The sequence below is a fragment of the Streptomyces sp. NPDC058872 genome (genome assembly GCF_042743065.1).
GTDB lineage: Bacteria > Actinomycetota > Actinomycetes > Streptomycetales > Streptomycetaceae > Streptomyces.
On the sequence record NZ_JBHYMK010000003.1, the window covers coordinates 41,032 to 58,169 of the forward strand.

A 17,138-nucleotide genomic window follows, 5' to 3' on the forward strand; every position below is an offset into this window, starting at 1 on the left:
TGGGACCTCGTCCCGGACGCGTCCCGAACCCGTTCGGCGGAAAGGGGGGGCCGATGACGCCGGGGGAGGAAGGGGACTCCACCGGGCCGCCGCTCGTGTGGCCCGGCGCCGATGACTTCCGGGAGGGCCCGGACACCGTCCGGCCGGGTCCCCGGCACCGCCTGGGGCGCGCCCTCGTCGTGCTGATCGCCCTCGCCGCGCTGGTGCTCGCCGGCATCAGCGTCGTCGCCTTCCTGCGGGACGGCCACGCCGGGCACCCGCCGCGCACCCCCGGCGCACCGGCACCCGCACCCGGCCACGTCCGGGTCCGGGGCGCCGACACCGGGTTCTGTCCGGGGGAGCGCCACGGCATCCGCACCGGCCGCGTCCACCCACTGCCGTGCACCGCCGTGGACGTCCGGGGGTACGTGCCGGTCGCGGAGGCCGGGCACCCCTTCGGCTCCGACCGACGGGGCTGAAGGACGACCACCGGGCCGCCCCGACGTCCCAGCGCCCCGACGTCCCAGCGCCCCGACGCCGAGACCGCAGGAGTGGTGGGGCGCGTGCGGACCCGAGGAAGGGATCAGCGGGCGTCCTCCACCAGCACGGCCACCAGACGCTTGACGGCCGGACGCGGGTCGGGCGCCCCGGGCCAGGTGGTCATCAGGAGGTGGTGGGCCGTGCCCACGACGGCGAGGGCCACGGTGGGTGGATCGAGGGTGCTCGCCACCCGGCCGAGGGCGCGTTCGGCCTCCAGGTAGTCGGACACCGCCCCTTGGACGGCGGCGAAGCCGGGTGCGCCGCCTTCCATGGCCTCGCGGAAGCGCTGCGCGGCGGCGGGGCGCGTCAGGGCGAGGCCGGACAGTGCCGGTCCGCCGCGGTCGAAGAGGGCCAGGACGACGGCGTCGAGGTTTCCGGCCACCGTGCCCTTCCCGGTCAGTTCCGTCAGGGCTCGTGCCCGGGTCGCCGTCCGTGCGAAGCGGTCGAGGCAGAGTTCCGCCACGAACTCGTCGAGCCCGGCGAAGTGTGCGTGCAACAGCCCCTTGGCGCAGCCCGCCTCGGTGGTCACGGACCGGCTGGTGAGTGCGCCCGGCCCGTCCCTCTCCACGATCCGTTCCGCTGCCGCGAACAGGCGCTCGCGCACGTCCGGCGTTGCCACACCACGGGGTGACATCGGCTTCTCTTCCCTCCGGAGTCCGGCGCCACGGGCGGCGCGGCCCTTGGGATCGTAAGCCCATTGCCAGTACGGGCGCTTGCCCATACTGTTTGGGCAAGCGCCCATTCTCTGTCGTGCCATCAGGAGGAAGTCGTGTCGCACGTCGTCAACACCCAGCAGGCACAAGCGTGGAACGGTCCCGAGGGGGTCCGGTGGGCCCGCAACCGGAACCGGTGGAACGCCGTGAACGAGGGCTTCAACCAGCCCCTGCTCGACGCCGCCGGAATCACCGACGGCCACCGGACGCTCGACATCGGCTGCGGTGCCGGGCAGACCACGCGCCTCGCCGCCCTCCGGGCGCCCCGGGGCGGGGCCGTGGGCCTCGACCTGTCCGGCCCCATGCTGGCCGAAGCGCGGTCGCAGGCGGCGCGGGAGGGCATCGACAATGCCGCGTTCATCCAGGGGGACGCCCAGACGCACCCCTTCGAAGCCGGCGCGTTCGACACGGCGATCAGCCGCTACGGGGTGATGTTCTTCTCCGACCCCGAAGCCGCCTTCGGCAACATCGGTCGGGCGCTCCGCCCCGGTGGGCGCCTGGCGTTCGTCTGTCCTGCCGAGCCCTCCCTCAACGACTGGGTGGTGGCCATGGAGTCCTTGCGCGACGTGCTGCCGGTCGGCGACTTCGGGACGCCGGGGCTCCCCGGCATGTTCTCCCTGTCGTTCCCGGAGCGGATCCGCGCCCTCCTCGCCGCGGCCGGATTCACCGGCACGGCCGTCGACCGGGTCGAGGCGCACGGGGCGTGGGGGCACGGAGCCGATGACGCGGCGGAGTTCCTGCTGGGCACGGGGCCCGGCAGCCACTGGACGGAACAGGTCGACCCGGCCGCACGGGAGCGGGCCGGGCGCGCCCTCGCCGACCACCTGCGGAACCACGAGGCACCGGACGGCACGGTCCGGCTGCGCAGCACGTCCTGGCTGGTCACCGCGGACCGTCCGGCGGGGCCGGCGACCGGTCACTCCGGCTGAGCGGCCGGCGGCCCGGACGCGCCGACCGGCCACCGGCCGTCGCACCCGTCCGCCTCCGCACCGAGCGGAGACCCGCTCCGCGACGGAGGCCGAGGAAGCACCGCTACGCGGCTTCGACCAGACGGTCCCTGAGCGCCGTCACCACCGCGGGGTCGAGACCGACGCGACCGGTGACGTACCCGTGCACCGAGCCGTACCGCTCGCGCAGGTCCGCCAGGAACAACCGGATCACCTCGGCGGGTGCCCGACCGTAGCCCGGCCAACGGGGCTCCCGACCCGGGTGCGCCGCCCGCCAGTCGGCGATCAGCCGCTCCGTGGCCAGCTCGGTGAGCGCGAAGTCGGCGAGGACCTCCTCGTCCGGGACCTCCAGGAGGGAGAGGAGGACGGCGGCGAGCAGCCCCGTGCGGTCCTTGCCGGAGGCGCAGTGGAAGACGAGCGGTTCCCCGGCGGCGGCGATCAGCTCCAGGGCCGTGCGGAGTTCCTCCGTCCCGTCCTCGGCCACTTCGGCGAACCGGTCGGCGAGGTGGCGCCAGGGGTCCAGGGCCGGGTCGATCGCCTCCTGGTCGTAGGGGCGGTGCTCGATCGAGAGGTTGTGCCAGGCGGCGACCTCGCTCTCCGGCAGGCGGCCCTTGGCCGCGATCTCCCACGGGTAGCGCAGGTCGATCACGGTGCCCACGCCCAGTGCGCGGAAGCGCTCCAGATCGCCGGGACCGGCGTCCGCGAGCTTGCCGAGCGAGTCGGCGCGGTAGAGGGTCGCCCACCGCACGGTTCCGCCGTTCGCGGTCCGGTAGCCGCCCAGATCACGGAAGTTGTGGAGTCGTTCGAAGGGTATGTGTCGTCTCACGGCGCCAATCTAGGGGGCCGGTGCCCCGTCACGGGCCGACGGCGGCCCAGAAGTGGCCGATGATCCCGTCCAGATAGACGCGGCCCTCTTCACCGGTCGCCCCCGAGGCGCCCCAACTGCTGGTCGCCGCCATGCGGGCGTGGTACTCCGAGTGGAGCCGTTGGAGCGCGGACTCCACGGTCCGCCGGGGCAGCGGCACCATCTTCACCGTCGGTTTCACATAGGCCTGCCAGCGGGTGGTGGCCGCGTCGCGGAGCAGTTCGGCGAGGCGGCCGTCGCCCCCGGTCGCGGTGATGAGGGAGCGCGGATCGAGGCCGAGGACCTCGGCGAGGGCGGCGGTCTGGCGCTCGGTGCCGCGCCAGCGGCCCTCGTCCTCCATCCGCTGGTACGCGTGGGCCGCCACGCCCACCAGGCGCGCCAGCTCCTCGGCGGCGAGCCCGCGCGCCACCCGGTGCTCGCGCAGCGTGGACGCGGCGGCGATCAGGTCTGCGGGGGAGCACCACAGGACGCCCGCGAGGGCGGTGAGCTCCTGCTCGTTGGGGATCGCCCGGCCGCGCTCCCAGGCGACCACGGTTTCGGGGGCGACGAGGATGCCGTACTGGGCGCGCAGGCCGTAGGCGACATGACCGGGGACCATGCCGAGGCCCTCGCGGAGGCGACGGGCGGCCGGGGCGTCGAAGGGTGGGGAGGGTTGGTGCACCCGGACACGGTAGGTGCGGAGGGTGACGGCTGGCTACGGTGCGTTCCCCCAACGTGCGGGGTCGTAGGAACGTCGGAACCGATGGGTAACCGAAGGGCCTCAGCGACCGCGCGCCGGCCCGCCGAGCCAGCGGTACTGGAGCTCCGGACGTCCGACCTGGCCGTACTGCGGGGCGCGCACGGCGCGGCCCTCGGTGACCAGGTGCTCCAGATAGCGGCGCGCGGTGATCCGGGAGATCCCGACGGCGGTGCCCGCCCCGGCGGCGGTCAGTCCCGTCGCGGCGGACCGGAGGGTGCGGGTGACCGCTTCGAGCGTCGGCGCGCTCAGGCCCTTGGGGAGCGCGGTGGCGTGGGGGGCCCGGAGCGCGGCGAGCGCCCGGTCCACCTCCTCCTGCCCCGAGGCCTCCCCGGCCGTCGCCCGGAACTCGGCGTACCGCACGAGCCTGTCCCGGAGCGTGGCGAAGGCGAAGGGCTTCAGGACGTACTGGACCACGCCGAGGGAGACGCCCTCGCGCACGATCGCCAGGTCGCGGGCGGAGGTCACGGCGATGACGTCGGCGGAGTGCCCGGCGGCCCGCAGGGACCGCAGCAGCTGGAGGCCGTGGCCGTCGGGCAGGTAGAGGTCGAGCAGGATCAGGTCGACCGGTGCGCGGTCGAGGGCCCGTACGGCGGCGGCCCGCGAGTGGGCGACCCCGACGACGGTGAACCCTTCGACCCGGCCCGCGTAGAGCGCATGGGCGTCGGCCGCCACGGGATCGTCCTCGACGACCAGGACCCGGAGGGGGGCGGAGCTCATGCGCCCACCCCCGCGCCGGTGACGCCGGCACCGGGCCCGACGGACGCACGGCGCCCGTCGTCCGGGCGCCCGTCCCCCGGCGGCGCCCCCGTTCCCCCGGCCTCCGCGGGGAGCGGCAGCCGCACGGTGAACTCCGCGCCGCCCTCCTCGGCGTCCGCCAGGTGCAGGGTCCCCGAGGCCCGGGTGACCGCCTGGCCGACCAGGGCCAGGCCGAGGCCGCGACCGGGGCCCCGGGTGGACCAGCCGCGGCCGAGGACCGCTTCCCGGTCGGCGGGGTGCACGCCGGGGCCGCTGTCGCCGACCCGGAGCAGCAGTTCGCCGTCGCCCGCACGGGCCGCGACCGTCACCGTCACGCGTGCCCGGGGGGTTCCGCCCGCCGCTTCCACGGCGTTGTCGATGAGGTTGCCCACGATCGTCACCAGGTCCCGGGAGGGCAGCGCCGTCGACACCCGACCGTCATCGAGGTGGCTGTCCTCGGTGAGGACCAGTTCCACGCCCCGCTCGTTGGCCTGCGCCGCCTTGCCGAGCAGCAGTGCCGCGAGGACGGGTTCGCCGACCGAGTCGACCACCCGGTCGGTGAGCGCCTGGGCGAGTTCCAGCTCCGCCGTCGCGAACTCCACCGCCTCCGCCACCCGGCCCAGTTCGATGAGCGAGACGACCGTGTGCAGTCGGTTCGCGGCCTCGTGCGCCTGGGAGCGGAGCGCTTCGGTGAAGCCCCGCTCGGAGTCCAACTCGCCTGACAACGCCTGGAGTTCCGTGCGGTCCCGGAGCGTCACGAGGGTGCCGCGCCGCTCTCCGCCCACCACCGGGCGGGTGTTGACGACGAGGACCCGCTCGGTCGTCAGGTGCGTCTCGTCCACCCGCGGCTCCGAGGACAGCAGCGCGCCGGTCAGCGAAGCGGGCAGCCCGAGTTCCGCGGCCGGGCGGCCGACGACCCCTTCGTCCAGGGCGAGCAGCTCCCGCGCCCCGTCGTTGATCAGGGCGATCCGCCGCTGCCCGTCGAGCATCACGAGCCCCTCCCGGACCGCGTGCAGGGCGGCCTCGTGGTAGTCGTGCATCCGGCTCAGCTCGGTGGCGTTCATCCCGTGCGTGTGGCGGCGCAGGCGGGCGTTCACCACGTACGTCCCCGTGCCGCCGAGCACCAGCGCCGCGCCCGCCGTGACGAGCAGGGCGGTCACCTGTTCCCGCACCTGCTCGCTGATCTCGTCGATCGTGATGCCCGCGCTGACCAGGGCGACGACCCGGCCGTCGTCGAGGACGGGCGCCACCGTCCGGACGGAGGGGCCGAGGACGCCCCGGTGGGTCTCGGAGTAGAGCCGGCCCTGCCGGGCCTGCTCGATGTGACCGAGGTAGGTGCGGCCGATCTGATCCGGTTCCGGATGCGTCCAGCGGGTGCCGTCCGGGGCCATCACCACCACGAAGGCGACGCCCGCGTGCCGGCGCAGCGACTCCGTGTAGGGCTGGAGGACGGCGGTGGGGTCGGCGGAGCGGGCCGCGGCGAGCACGGAGGGGGAGTCGGCGACGGCGGCGGCGGTCGCCGTGGCCTGCCGCCGCGCGGTCTCCTCCGCCTGCGCCCGGTCCGTGACGTACGCGAACACCGCGCACCCCGCGACGACGAGGGCCACCAGCACGACCTGCATGGCGAAGAGCTGGCCGGCCAGGCTGCGGGGGCGGGGGAGGCGCAGGGGCATGCGGGTAAGTGTGCACGTGGGAACGCACGCGGGCGCAGCGCGTTCCCGAATCGTGCCCTTCCCCGCGGGGCCGGTCGTCCCGCCGTGAACGAAAGGCACGCAACCGTGACCCGGGTCACAGGCTGGTGGATAGTCGCGGAGGTCCACCGGGACGTGGACACCCACCAGCACGAGGAGGACCCGTGGCCGCACGCCGGGACCGCACCCCTTACCTGTACCTGGCCGTCATCGGCGCCGTCCTGCTCGGCATCGCGGTCGGCTTCCTGGCGCCGGGCGTCGCGGTCGAACTCAAACCCCTCGGCACCGGATTCGTCAGCCTGATCAAGATGATGATCTCGCCGATCATCTTCTGCACGATCGTGCTCGGCGTCGGTTCGGTCCGGAAGGCCGCCAAGGTCGGAGCGGTCGGCGGCCTCGCCCTCGGCTACTTCCTCGTGATGTCGACCGTCGCACTCGCGATCGGCCTGCTCGTCGGCAACCTCCTGGAACCCGGCTCCGGACTGCACCTCACCCCGGAGATCGCCGAGGCCGGCGCCAAGCAGGCCGAGGGCGCCAGCGAGTCCACCGCGGACTTCCTGCTCGGGATCATCCCCACCACCCTGGTCTCCGCCTTCACCGGGGGCGAGGTCCTCCAGACCCTCCTGGTCGCGCTCCTCGCCGGCTTCGCGCTCCAGGCCATGGGAGGGGCGGGGGAACCGGTCCTGCGCGGCATCGGGCACCTCCAGCGGTTGGTCTTCCGCATCCTCGGCATGATCATGTGGGTTGCGCCGGTCGGTGCGTTCGGCGCGATCGCGGCCGTCGTCGGCGCGACCGGCGCCGCCGCGCTCGCCTCCCTCGCCATCATCATGATCGGCTTCTACGTGACCTGCGGCCTCTTCGTCTTCGTCGTCCTCGGGACGCTGCTGCGCCTGATCGCCGGCATCGGCATCTGGTCGCTCCTGAAGTACCTGGGCCGCGAGTTCCTGCTGATCCTCTCCACCTCCTCCTCGGAGTCCGCGCTGCCCCGGCTCATCGCCAAGATGGAGCACCTGGGCGTCAGCAAGCCGGTCGTCGGCATCACCGTCCCGACCGGCTACTCCTTCAACCTCGACGGGACCGCGATCTACCTGACGATGGCCTCGCTCTTCACCGCCGAGGCCATGGGCGACCCGCTCTCGCTCGGCGAGCAGGTCTCGCTCCTCGTCTTCATGATCATCGCTTCGAAGGGGGCGGCGGGCGTCACCGGCGCCGGACTGGCCACCCTCGCCGGCGGACTCCAGTCGCACCGACCCGAGTTGGTCGACGGGGTGGGCCTGATCGTCGGCATCGACCGCTTCATGAGCGAGGCGCGCGCCCTCACCAACTTCGCGGGCAACGCCGTTGCGACGGTACTGGTCGGCACCTGGACGAAGGAGATCGACACGGCACGGGTCACCGAGGTCCTCGCCGGGCGGGTCCCCTTCGACGAGCGGACCCTCCTCGACGACCACGCCGCGGCCCCGCTCCCCGACCAGCGCGCCGAGGAGGGCGACGAGAAGGCCCGCGCGGGAGTCTGACCCCCGCCCGCCCCCGCCAGGGCCTCCCCGCGGCGACGACCCGCCGGCCCGCACCGCCCCCGCGCCGCCGGGACGGCGGACCCGGGCCCCCAGAACCCCGAGTCCCGGGTCTTGAGCCGGATCCGGGCCTCGGCCCGGCGGGTGCCTCCGGCCCCGGTCGGAGGCACCCGCTCGTGCGGGCGTCCGACGCGGCCACCTCCGCCGCCGAGCCGTCACGCCGAGGCCTCCCGCCGCCCGCCGTAGGTGCTCGGGCCTGCCGTCCGCGGTCCAGCCGCCGTCCGCGGTCCGCCCCCGCCCGCCCTTCGTCGCCACGAGCACGTCGTCCGTACGGCCCGGACGGGAGGCGAGGGCCCGTGCGACGGGCAGTTCGCCCTCACCGTGCGTGCCGCCCGGCAGGTGGTGGGAGTCGGCGGTGTCGAGGAGTGTCACCCCCGCGTCGAGGGCGGCGCGCACGGTGGCGACGGCCCTCCGCCCGTCGGGCCGGCCCTCGACGGAGAGCGGCATCGTGCCGAGCCCGACCGCCCCGACCTGCACGTCCCCCGGCATCCGGTGCCGCATCAGCGCCCCGCTCCGACGGTCTCGGCGACGGCCCGCCCGAGCCATGCGCGGGAGTCGCCGAAGGAGTAACCGAGCGAAACCGCACGGGAATTGTCCATGCGGTACCCGCGGGCGAAGGAGAACGGCGAGACCTCGCCGCCCTCCACCCGTCGGAAGACCGTCCGGCCGCCCACCAGCTTCTCGACCTCCGCGCAGATGTCGGCCGTGGTGAGCGCGCCGTGGGAGTGCGCGTTCACGGGGCCGGTGAAGTCCGCCTCGACCGCCCACGCCAGGAAGGCGGCGATCTCCTCCACGTACACGTAGGTCGCCGGGTGGTTGACCACCGGCACGGCGATCGGTTCGCCCGCGCGGACCCGCCGCGCGTAGTGGTCGAGCCGGCCGGTGAAGTCGTCGGCGCCGCCGAGCACGTGCGCCACCCGCACCGAGGCCCAGGCGAACGGCGCCCCGTCCGCGAAGACGGCCTCGGCCTGCCGCTTTCCCTCGCCGTAGTGCGCCGCCAGGAACTCGTTTTCCTCCCAAGGGAGTTCGGTGTCGACGGCGACCGCGCCCAGGTCGAGGGCGGACTCGACGACGGGGGCGGGCGAGTCCCGGTCCGCGTACACCTCCACGGTCGAGGTCATCAGGTACCGCCGGGTGCGCGTCGCGAACACCCGGCGGGCGACCTCGGCCTGGCGCGGGGTGTAACAGACCTGGTCCACGACGACGTCGAAGGAGCGGCCGGCGAGCACGGCGGAGAGCGCGTGCTCGTCATCGCGGTCGGCCCTCAGGTGCTCGATTCCCCCGGGGGCGGCCCTGGAGCCCCGGTTGAGCACCGTGACCCGGTGCCCGGATTCCCGCAGCCGCGCAATGAGCCGCTTTCCGACGTAGCGGTTTCCGCCGATGACCAGAACGTCCATCAATCCCCACTCCCTTGCCTTCCTGCACAAGTGTTACGTTGTGCGACCGTTCGACGAAGGGGGAAACATGGGAGTCCAGGTCGCCGGGCCGAAAGAACCTCGGAATGCGCGCGGTACCGCCGACGAAACCTCGGCAGCGGCCTTCGACCCCATTGACCGGCAGCTCCTGGACCTCCTGCAGACCGACGGTCGGATCAAGCTCAGTGAGCTCGGCCGCCGGGTCCGGCTCAGCCCTGCGGCCGTCACCGAACGGGTCCGCCGGCTGGAGGCGAGCGGGGTCGTCACCGGTTACGGGGCCCACGTCTCCCCGGCCCGGCTCGGCTACGGCATCCAGGCGTTCATCCGGGTGAACCCGCACGGCGGGTACACCCTGAAGCACCCCCGCACCCTGGAACTGGTCGCGCGCCCCGAGGTGCTGGAGGTCCACCACGTGGTCGGCGAGGACTGTTGGATCCTCAGGGTCGCCGTCACCGACACCATCCACCTCGAAGAGGTCCTGGAGCAGACGTCGGCGCTCGGTCGGACCACCACCTCGATCGTGCTGTCCTCCCCGGTGGTCCGCAAGCCGCTCCTGCCGCAGGCCCCGCACTGATCCCTTGCCCTGACGTCGGGGTCAAGGCCTACGGTCGTGGCCATGCGCATCGGAGAGCTGGCCGAGCGGGCCGGAACCACCACCAGGACCCTGCGGTACTACGAGTCCCGTGGTCTCCTGACCGCCCGGCGCACGGACCTGGGGTACCGCACGTACGACGAGGACGACCTGCGGCTCCTCCAGCAGATCAGGACCCTGCAGGACTTCGGGTTCGCGCTGGAGGAGACGCGGCCGTTCGTCGACTGCCTGCGTGCGGGGCACCCGGCGGGGGATTCCTGCCCCGCGTCCATCGCCGTCTACCGGCGGAAGGTGGCGGAGCTGGACGCGCTCATCGCCCAGCTCCAGGAGGTGCGCACCCAGGTGGGTGCGCAGCTGCTGCGGGCCGAGGCGGAGCTTCCGCGGGGTCCGGAGCCCCGGTGCGAACTCGGAGCGGTGACGGAGACGGACACGGAGGGATGACGGGGATGACGACGCATGCGGAGGGCGTGGCGGAGGTCACGGACGCGGACTTCGAGGGGGAGGTGCTCGGTGCCGGGCTGCCGGTCCTGGTGATGTTCACGGCACCGTGGTGCGGGCCGTGCCGGCAGTTGAAGCCGGTGCTCGGCGCGATCGCCGAGGAGGAGGCGGGGCGGCTGCGGATCGTGCAGATCGACGTGGACCGGAACCCGGAGACCAGCCTGAGGTACGGGGTGCTCGCCACCCCGACCCTGCTGGCCTTCCGGGCGGGCGAGCCCGTGAAGTCCCTCGTCGGCGCCCGTCCGAAGCGCCGCCTCCTGGAAGAGCTGGCGGACCTGTGGGACTAGACGAGTGAGTTCCAGGTGCTGGGCAACCCCCACGCGGCTCGGGTCGCGGGGTGCGTTTCTTCTCAGGGCCCGATGGACTGCGCATCCAGGGGAGGGCGCAGCTCGCCGATCCACGGGACGGCCTGCGCCGCCGCGCGGACGTTCTGGGCCTCGGCCGCCGTCGAGCAGGTCGGGCGACTACGTCCCTCGAAAGGAAGCGCACCCCTTTCGCGACCCGGCAAGCCCCTGGCAACGCACCTCGGACGAGAACACGGACGGCCTGCTGCGGCAGTGCTTTCCGAGCGACGCGTACTGCGCCGGGGCGGCGGAGATCGAGGTCGCGGCCCGGTGGGTGGACCGGAGGGCCTCGGCGCAGGAAGCCCGGCGGGTCACACTCCGCCTGCGGCGCTGCGGCGCAGACGGTGGTGTGTCAGACCCGCCGTGTACACCACCACGGGTACGGCCACGGTGGGCACGCTCCACCACGGGATGCCGATCCACACCGCTGGCAAGCCCACCCCGAAACAGACCGTGGTGATGGTGATGAGCAACCGCTTGCCGTACGGATTCCAGGTGAAGGGCTCGTAGTCACAGGGCCTGACAAGACGCACCGCACCGAACACGAAGACCTGAAGCGCGACGAGCGCGGCGAGCAGGCCGACGGCAGCGTTCATCTGGAGCTCGTCACGGGGCGCCCGGGAGGTGTTTTGCCGCACGCCGTCCTTGCCGAGCACCACGATGTCGCGCCGCCAGACGGTGGCTGTGACCTGGTCGCCGGGTTCGAGCCGCTTCAGGAGCGGCCCTGGGTCACCGAAGAACACGGTTCCCCGCCAGGAATCCTGATCCGTCAGGGTCGCCTTGTAGGAGGAGCCCTTCCCGGCGGTCTTGCGCACGGTCTCCTCTACGGTGAGACGCCAGGTGCTCAGACAGTCCGTCCGGCCCTGCCCCATTGCGCGGGAGGAGCACGACTCGGCCGCGCGGTAGTCCTGGTAGCGCTTGCTGTCGTAGGGCAGCCACCAGGCGAACGCCGAGTAGCAGGCTGCAGCCGCTATCAGGGACAGCAGGATCAGCAGCACGCCCATGAACCGCGTCCGGCCCGGCGACCGCCGGCCGGCACCATCCTGGCTCGGCAGTCTTCCCGGGCTGTGCGCCCTGGCCCTCGCCCGTGTCGTCACGTCCACCCCCTCCGCCCCAGCTTCCATCAACCGGAATCGGGAACACAAAACGGTCGGATGGCAATCCGGGTGGGGCGGTGGCTTCCGCATCCCGGCAAACCCAGCCGCGATGAGGGCCGTCGAAGGGCGGGATCGGATCGTGGGACCCGAGCCGAGGGCGTGGTGGTGGGGGGGCGTTCCTTCTTGAGGACCCGATGAACTGCGCATCTATGAGAAGGCGTAGCTCGCCGATCCACGGGACGGCCTGCGCCGCCGCGCGGATGCTCTGGGCCTCGGCCGCCGTCGAGCAGGCCGGCGACTCGTCCTTCGAAGAACGCACCTCGGGCCGCGGACAAGGCGCCGCAGCTTGTGACAACAGTCACGCCTCCGCGTCGCTGGTGGCAGGCAGCGCGTCGACCTGGTGACGACCACCGCGCCTCGCCGCCTCAAACTGCTGGTCAGCTGCCTCGGAGGTGGCGGCTATCGTGCTTCGGCTCGCGGCGGCACATGGGGAGGGCGCACCACCTGGAGGAGCAGGTCCGAAGTTTTTCGGGTGCATGAAGCGAGGGCCCCGCGGAACATCCATCCCCCCGATCACTCGTCGCCCAGGGCCATTGACCGGCACTTCGGGCTCACTCGCCCAGGGGCCGCCGGCGACGGCGCGGCATACAGAAATACCCCGACTAGAATTGACAGTCGGGGTATTGCTTCGCGTATATTCGTGGATTCCGCGCCCGGACACAGAAAAGGCGCGGAGAAGCTCAATAAACGCACTGTATCGCGCCGGGAGTCGAATTGTCAACCGAGGAATTTCGGAATGAGCAGCAATTCATCACCGATCTCTATGCACGACTCGACGACCTGAGGAACCAGGCCGAAGCCGCCGTCGAGCGGGCGCTCCGCACCCCCGGGGTCGGCAGCAGCCAGGGCCGTCTCGAACGGGACGTGATGGTCGCCGAGCAGTCCGGACTGCTCTCCGCCCTCAACGCGGGGGAGAGCGGGCTCTGCTTCGGTCGGCTCGTCTTCAAGGACGGCCGCGACCACCACATCGGCCGGCTCGGCATCCGCAAGGACGACCCGCAACGGACCCCGCTCGTCGTCGACTGGCGCGCCGAGGTCGCCCGACCCTTCTACCTGGCCACCGGATACGAACCGATGGGCCTCTCCCGACGGCGACACCTCACCACCCGCGGCCGTGAGGTCGTCTCGCTCCACGACGAGGTCCTCGACCTCGCCGACGCCACCCGCACCGGCCACGAGGGCCGGGACGCCGACGAGGTGCTGCTCGCCGCGCTCGACGCCGCCCGCACCGGCCGCATGCACGACATCGTGCAGACCATCCAGGCCGAGCAGGACGCCATCATCCGCTCCCCGCACCGGGGGGTCCTCGTCGTCGAGGGCGGTCCCGGCACCGGCAAGACCGCCGTCGCCCTGCACCGGGCCGCGTACCTCCTCTACGCCCACCGCGAGCAACTCGCCAAGCGGGCGGTCCTCATCGTCGGCCCCAACCCCGCCTTCCTCGGCTACATCGGCAACGTCCTGCCCTCCCTCGGCGAGACCGGCGTCCTCCTCGCCACCCCCGCCGAGCTCTTCCCCGGTGTCCGCGCCACCGGCACCGACACCCCGCGCGCCGCCGCCGTCAAGGGCGCGGCGGAGATGGCCGAAGCCCTGGCGAAGGCCGTACGGGACCGCCAGCGGGTTCCCGAACGCGGCGAGCCGCTGGTCGTCCCGCACGAGGACGGTGACCTGGTCATCGACTGGGACATGGCCCTGGAAGCCCGTCACAAGGCCCGCGAGACCTTCCTCCCGCACAACCTCGCCCGCCCCTACTTCGTCTTCCGGATCCTCGACGCGCTCGCCGAACAGCTCGCCGACCGGATCGGCGCCGACCCCTACGGCGGCCCCAACTTCCTCGGCCCCGACGACCGGGCCCTGCTCGCCAAGGGCATCGCCGCTAACCCCGAGGTGCACGCGGCGATCGACACCCTGTGGCCGGCCCTCGGCCCGCAGGAGTTCCTCGCCGACTACCTCAGCGATCCCACGCACCTGGACGACGGGCCGGACGCCGCCGCGATCAGGCGGACCGACGGTCCCTGGACCCCCGCCGACGTCCCCCTGCTCGACGAGGCCGCCGAGCTCCTCGGCGAGGACGACTCGGCCGCCCGCGCCGCCGAAGAGGCCGAGCGCCAGAAGCAGATCCAGTACGCACAGGGCGTCCTCGACGTCTCCTTCGCCTCCCGCACCTACGAGTTCGAGGACAAGGAAGAGCTCGACAAGGACGCCTCCGAGGTCCTCTCCGCCCACGACATCATCGACGCCGAACGCTTCGCCGAACGCCACGAGGAGGTCGACCACCGCACCGCCGCCGAGCGGGCCGCCGCCGACCGCACCTGGGCCTTCGGCCACATCATCGTCGACGAGGCCCAGGAGCTCTCCGCCATGGCCTGGCGACTGTTGATGCGCCGCAGTCCCAGCCGCTCCATGACCCTCGTCGGCGATCCCGCCCAGACCGGTGACCCGGCCGGCGTCGGCGCCTGGCAGGACATCCTCGGACCGTACGTCGAGGACCGCTGGGAACTCGTCCGGCTCGGCGTCAACTACCGCACGCCCGCCGAGATCATGGCCGTCGCCGCCGAGGTGCGCAGGACCGCCGACCCGGACTTCGAGCCGCCCCGCTCGGTGCGCTCCACCGGGGTGCAGCCCTGGGACCGCACCGCGGACGACCCGGTGAAGGAGGTCGCCGACGCGGTCGCCGACGCGCTCCGCGAGGAGGGCAGGACCGCCGTGATCGCCCCGCCCGGGCTGCACCCGGGCCTGATCGCCGCGCTCCCCGACGCCTCGCACGGCCCGCGCCCCGACCTCACCCGACCCGTCGTCCTCCTCGACCCCCGGCAGGTCAAGGGCCTGGAGTTCGACACCGTCCTCGTCGTCGACCCGGACGGCATCCGGGCCGGCGCCACGCACGGGGTCAACGACCTGTACGTGGCGCTGACCCGGGCCACCCAGCGGATGGGCGTCATCCGGCCCGCGGCCGTCACGCCGGGCTGAGCCAGACCGTCGCCAACGGCGGCAGCGTCATCCGCACGCTCGCCGAACGACCGTGCCACGGCACCGACTCGGTCTTCACCGGGTCGGTGCCCACCACGTTCCCGCCGCCGTAGCGCGCCGCGTCGGTGTTCAGTACCTCCGCCCAGGCCGCGAAGGCGTCCGGCACGCCGAGCCGGTAGTCGTGGCGCACCACCGGCGAGAAGTTCGACACCGCGAGCAGCGGTGTCCCGAAGCCGTCGAAGCGCAGGAAGGCGAAGACGTTGTCCTCCGCCGCGTCCCCCACCACCCACTGGAAGCCCTCCGGGACCGTGTCCCGCTCCCAGAGCGACGGCGTCGCCGCGTACACCGTGTTCAGGTCGCGGACGAGGTCCCGCACCCCGCGGTGGTCCGCCTCCGCCCCGTACGCCGGGTCGAGCAGCCACCAGTCCGGCCCGTGGTCCGCCGACCACTCCGCACCCTGGGCGAACTCCTGCCCCATGAAGAGGAGCTGCTTTCCCGGGTGGGCCCACATGAAGCCCAGGTACGCACGGTGGTCGGCCCGCTGCTGCCACCAGTCGCCCGGCATCTTGGAGACCAGCGCCCGCTTGCCGTGCACGACTTCGTCGTGCGAGATCGGCAGGATGTAGTTCTCGCTGTAGGCGTACACCATCGAGAAGGTCATCTCGTGGTGGTGGTACTTGCGGTGCACCGGCTCCTTCGCCACGTAGCCGAGCGAGTCGTGCATCCAGCCCATGTTCCACTTCATGCCGAAGCCCAGGCCGCCGAAACCGCCCGGCCCCACCTGGTCCGTCGCCCGGGTCACCCCGTCCCAGGCGGTGGACTCCTCGGCGAAGGTCACGATGCCGGGGCAGCGCCGGTACACCGTGGCGTTCATCTCCTGGAGGAACGCCACCGCGTCCAGGTTCTCCCGGCCCCCGTGCTCGTTCGGCAGCCACTCCCCGTGCTCCCGCGAGTAGTCGAGGTAGAGCATCGACGCCACCGCGTCCACCCGGAGCCCGTCCACGTGGAACTCCTGGCACCAGTAGACGGCGTTCGCGACCAGGAAGTTCCGGACCTCCTTGCGTCCGTAGTCGAACTCCAGCGTCCCCCAGTCGGGGTGGTGCGAGCGCCGCGGGTCCTCGTGCTCGTACAGCGGGCGCCCGTCGAACTCCGCCAGCGCCCAGTCGTCCTTCGGGAAGTGCGCCGGGACCCAGTCCATCAGGACGCCGATCCCCGCCCGGTGCAACGCGTCCACCAGGAACCTGAAGTCGTCCGGGGTGCCCATGCGCGCCGTCGGCGCGTAGAACCCGGTGACCTGGTAGCCCCAGGACCCGCCGAAGGGGTGCTCGGTGACGGGCATCAGCTCCACGTGCGTGAAGCCCAGGTCCTTCACGTACGAGGGGAGCTGCTCCGCCAGTTGCCGGTAGGTCAGCCCCGGCCGCCAGGACGGCAGGTGCACCTCGTACACGGAGATCGGCGCCTCGTGCGGCGGGCGGGCGCCGCGCCGCTCCATCCACTCCGCGTCGTCCCAGGAGTAGTGCGACTCCGTGACGATCGACGCGGTGTTCGGCGGGCACTCGGTCCGGCGGGCCATGGGGTCCGCGCGGACCGTGTGCGAGCCGTCCGGGCGGGTGATGTCGTACTTGTAGACGGCCCCTTCGCCGATCCCCGGCACGAACAGTTCCCACACGCCGGTCGAGCCCAGCGAGCGCATCGGCAGCGCCGTGCCGTCCCAGTGGGTGAAGTCGCCGGTGACCCGGACGCCGCGTGCGTTCGGCGCCCACACCGCGAAGCGGGTGCCGCTCACGCCCCCGTGGACCATCACCCGCGAGCCGAGTGCCGTCCACAGCTCCTCGTGCCGGCCCTCGCCGATCAGGTGCAGGTCGAGTTCGCCGAGCGACGGCAGGAAGCGGTACGGGTCGTGGAGGGCCAACTCCTCGCCGCCGTCCTCGTACCGCACCCGGAGCTCGTAGGCGGGCACCTTGCGGAGCAGCGGGACGAGTGCGGAGAAGAAGCCGTCCCCGTCGTCGTGGAGCTCGATGCGGCGGCCCTTCGGCAGCAGCGCGGCCACGGACCGCGCCCACGGGCGCAGCACCCTGATGACGATCCCGCCCCGGACCGGATGCGCACCGAGGAGGCCGTGTGGATCGTGGTGCTCCCCGGCGAGCAGCCGGGCCCGGTCGCCGGGGTCGAGCGGGGGCGCCACGCGGGGCGCTTTGCCGGTCGTCTTGCCTGCGGATCGGGCGGTCACAGGGGGTGCCTCCTGGGGCGAGGGGTACGGGGGGACACGGGTACGGCTAGGCAACGGCATGGTGCGGGGGCAGGAAACTCGGCCGAACGGGCTCCGTCCGTCCCGCCGCAGTCGGCGGCCCCGCCGGACGGCGCGCGGACTGCTCCGAACGG

16 protein-coding genes and 1 pseudogene are annotated in these 17,138 nt (G+C 72.9%); 8 read left to right on the plus strand and 9 right to left on the minus strand.

Features of this window, described 5'->3' with window-relative positions; translation table 11 throughout:
- The first annotated feature begins 53 nt into the window (after window positions 1-53).
- Window positions 54-458 (plus strand): hypothetical protein, encoded by a 405-nt coding sequence (locus tag ACFW22_RS02415; protein ID WP_386397667.1) that lies wholly within the window; start codon window positions 54-56, stop codon window positions 456-458.
- Between the two features lie 104 nt (window positions 459-562).
- On the opposite strand, the gene ACFW22_RS02420 is transcribed toward ACFW22_RS02415, so the two are convergent.
- Window positions 563-1,153: a TetR/AcrR family transcriptional regulator gene (locus ACFW22_RS02420; RefSeq protein WP_386397670.1), complete on the minus strand. Its 591-nt coding sequence runs from the start codon at window positions 1,151-1,153 to the stop codon at window positions 563-565.
- Window positions 1,154-1,288: 135 nt separating this feature from the next.
- Between ACFW22_RS02420 and ACFW22_RS02425 the strand changes: the two genes are divergently transcribed.
- Window positions 1,289-2,161 (plus strand): class I SAM-dependent methyltransferase, encoded by an 873-nt coding sequence (locus ACFW22_RS02425; protein WP_386397673.1) that lies wholly within the window; start codon window positions 1,289-1,291, stop codon window positions 2,159-2,161.
- Between the two features lie 103 nt (window positions 2,162-2,264).
- Here the strand turns inward: ACFW22_RS02425 and ACFW22_RS02430 are convergent, their stop codons facing one another.
- From ACFW22_RS02430 to ACFW22_RS02445, 4 genes are all read right to left on the minus strand, one after another.
- The gene (locus tag ACFW22_RS02430) at window positions 2,265-3,005 is read right to left on the minus strand and encodes a tyrosine-protein phosphatase (protein WP_386397676.1); all 741 of its coding nucleotides are present in this window, start codon (window positions 3,003-3,005) and stop codon (window positions 2,265-2,267) included.
- Between the two features lie 28 nt (window positions 3,006-3,033).
- Window positions 3,034-3,642 (minus strand): helix-turn-helix domain-containing protein, encoded by a 609-nt coding sequence (locus ACFW22_RS02435; protein WP_386398019.1) that lies wholly within the window; start codon window positions 3,640-3,642, stop codon window positions 3,034-3,036.
- 162 nt (window positions 3,643-3,804) lie between these two features.
- Window positions 3,805-4,500, minus strand: a complete 696-nt coding sequence (locus ACFW22_RS02440; protein ID WP_386397679.1) for a response regulator — start codon at window positions 4,498-4,500, stop codon at window positions 3,805-3,807.
- A complete protein-coding gene (locus ACFW22_RS02445) occupies window positions 4,497-6,191 on the minus strand; it encodes an ATP-binding protein (protein ID WP_386397682.1) in 1,695 nt (564 codons plus the stop codon). The genes ACFW22_RS02440 and ACFW22_RS02445 overlap by 4 nt, the downstream gene beginning before the upstream one ends.
- A gap of 182 nt (window positions 6,192-6,373) precedes the next feature.
- Between ACFW22_RS02445 and ACFW22_RS02450 the strand changes: the two genes are divergently transcribed.
- Window positions 6,374-7,726, plus strand: coding sequence for a cation:dicarboxylate symporter family transporter (locus ACFW22_RS02450; RefSeq protein WP_386397685.1), 1,353 nt, complete (start codon window positions 6,374-6,376; stop codon window positions 7,724-7,726).
- Between the two features lie 291 nt (window positions 7,727-8,017).
- Here the strand turns inward: ACFW22_RS02450 and ACFW22_RS02455 are convergent.
- Together ACFW22_RS02455 and ACFW22_RS02460 are read right to left on the minus strand one after the other, a co-directional pair.
- A pseudogene (locus ACFW22_RS02455) lies at window positions 8,018-8,329 on the minus strand (aldo/keto reductase); the annotation flags it as partial.
- Window positions 8,284-9,180 carry an NAD-dependent epimerase/dehydratase family protein gene (locus ACFW22_RS02460; protein WP_386397688.1) on the minus strand — a complete coding sequence of 299 codons (897 nt, stop codon included), beginning with the start codon at window positions 9,178-9,180 and terminating at the stop codon, window positions 8,284-8,286. The gene ACFW22_RS02460 and the pseudogene ACFW22_RS02455, both read right to left, overlap by 46 nt.
- 67 nt (window positions 9,181-9,247) lie before the next feature.
- On the opposite strand from ACFW22_RS02460, the gene ACFW22_RS02465 reads away from it, so the two are divergent.
- From ACFW22_RS02465 to ACFW22_RS02475, 3 genes are read left to right on the plus strand one after another with little or no spacing between them, the layout of a single operon-like run.
- The gene (locus ACFW22_RS02465; protein ID WP_384881431.1) at window positions 9,248-9,772 is read left to right on the plus strand and encodes an Lrp/AsnC family transcriptional regulator; all 525 of its coding nucleotides are present in this window, start codon (window positions 9,248-9,250) and stop codon (window positions 9,770-9,772) included.
- A 42-nt stretch (window positions 9,773-9,814) separates the two neighbouring features.
- Window positions 9,815-10,231 carry a MerR family transcriptional regulator gene (locus ACFW22_RS02470; protein ID WP_384881428.1) on the plus strand — a complete coding sequence of 139 codons (417 nt, stop codon included), beginning with the start codon at window positions 9,815-9,817 and terminating at the stop codon, window positions 10,229-10,231.
- Window positions 10,232-10,236: 5 nt separating this feature from the next.
- Window positions 10,237-10,575 carry a thioredoxin family protein gene (locus tag ACFW22_RS02475; protein WP_384881425.1) on the plus strand — a complete coding sequence of 113 codons (339 nt, stop codon included), beginning with the start codon at window positions 10,237-10,239 and terminating at the stop codon, window positions 10,573-10,575.
- Window positions 10,576-10,943: 368 nt separating this feature from the next.
- On the opposite strand, the gene ACFW22_RS02480 is transcribed toward ACFW22_RS02475, so the two are convergent.
- Window positions 10,944-11,636, minus strand: a complete 693-nt coding sequence (locus ACFW22_RS02480) for a hypothetical protein (protein WP_386397693.1) — start codon at window positions 11,634-11,636, stop codon at window positions 10,944-10,946.
- Between the two features lie 302 nt (window positions 11,637-11,938).
- On the opposite strand from ACFW22_RS02480, the gene ACFW22_RS02485 reads away from it, so the two are divergent.
- Together ACFW22_RS02485 and ACFW22_RS02490 are read left to right on the plus strand one after the other, a co-directional pair.
- Window positions 11,939-12,133 (plus strand): hypothetical protein, encoded by a 195-nt coding sequence (locus tag ACFW22_RS02485; protein WP_386397696.1) that lies wholly within the window; start codon window positions 11,939-11,941, stop codon window positions 12,131-12,133.
- Window positions 12,134-12,503: 370 nt separating this feature from the next.
- Window positions 12,504-14,756 carry a HelD family protein gene (locus tag ACFW22_RS02490; RefSeq protein WP_386397699.1) on the plus strand — a complete coding sequence of 751 codons (2,253 nt, stop codon included), beginning with the start codon at window positions 12,504-12,506 and terminating at the stop codon, window positions 14,754-14,756.
- On the opposite strand, the gene glgB is transcribed toward ACFW22_RS02490, so the two are convergent.
- Window positions 14,743-17,046, minus strand: a complete 2,304-nt coding sequence (gene glgB, locus ACFW22_RS02495) for a 1,4-alpha-glucan branching enzyme (protein WP_386397702.1) — start codon at window positions 17,044-17,046, stop codon at window positions 14,743-14,745. The two genes, ACFW22_RS02490 and glgB, sit on opposite strands and share 14 nt — an antisense overlap.
- Between the last annotated feature and the right edge of the window lie 92 nt (window positions 17,047-17,138).

What these genes read in the sequence shown, in the direction of transcription:
- ACFW22_RS02415 (WP_386397667.1), top strand. Translation starts at nt 54, where the DNA reads ATGACGCCGGGGGAGGAAGGGGACTCCACCGGGCCGCCGCTCGTGTGG.
- ACFW22_RS02420 (WP_386397670.1), bottom strand. Translation starts at nt 1,153, where the DNA reads ATGTCACCCCGTGGTGTGGCAACGCCGGACGTGCGCGAGCGCCTGTTC.
- ACFW22_RS02435 (WP_386398019.1), bottom strand. Translation starts at nt 3,642, where the DNA reads ATGGTCCCCGGTCATGTCGCCTACGGCCTGCGCGCCCAGTACGGCATC.
- ACFW22_RS02440 (WP_386397679.1), bottom strand. Translation starts at nt 4,500, where the DNA reads ATGAGCTCCGCCCCCCTCCGGGTCCTGGTCGTCGAGGACGATCCCGTG.
- ACFW22_RS02445 (WP_386397682.1), bottom strand. Translation starts at nt 6,191, where the DNA reads ATGCCCCTGCGCCTCCCCCGCCCCCGCAGCCTGGCCGGCCAGCTCTTC.
- ACFW22_RS02460 (WP_386397688.1), bottom strand. Translation starts at nt 9,180, where the DNA reads ATGGACGTTCTGGTCATCGGCGGAAACCGCTACGTCGGAAAGCGGCTC.
- ACFW22_RS02465 (WP_384881431.1), top strand. Translation starts at nt 9,248, where the DNA reads ATGGGAGTCCAGGTCGCCGGGCCGAAAGAACCTCGGAATGCGCGCGGT.
- ACFW22_RS02470 (WP_384881428.1), top strand. Translation starts at nt 9,815, where the DNA reads ATGCGCATCGGAGAGCTGGCCGAGCGGGCCGGAACCACCACCAGGACC.
- ACFW22_RS02475 (WP_384881425.1), top strand. Translation starts at nt 10,237, where the DNA reads ATGACGACGCATGCGGAGGGCGTGGCGGAGGTCACGGACGCGGACTTC.
- ACFW22_RS02480 (WP_386397693.1), bottom strand. Translation starts at nt 11,636, where the DNA reads ATGGGCGTGCTGCTGATCCTGCTGTCCCTGATAGCGGCTGCAGCCTGC.
- ACFW22_RS02485 (WP_386397696.1), top strand. Translation starts at nt 11,939, where the DNA reads ATGAGAAGGCGTAGCTCGCCGATCCACGGGACGGCCTGCGCCGCCGCG.
- glgB (WP_386397702.1), bottom strand. Translation starts at nt 17,046, where the DNA reads ATGCCGTTGCCTAGCCGTACCCGTGTCCCCCCGTACCCCTCGCCCCAG.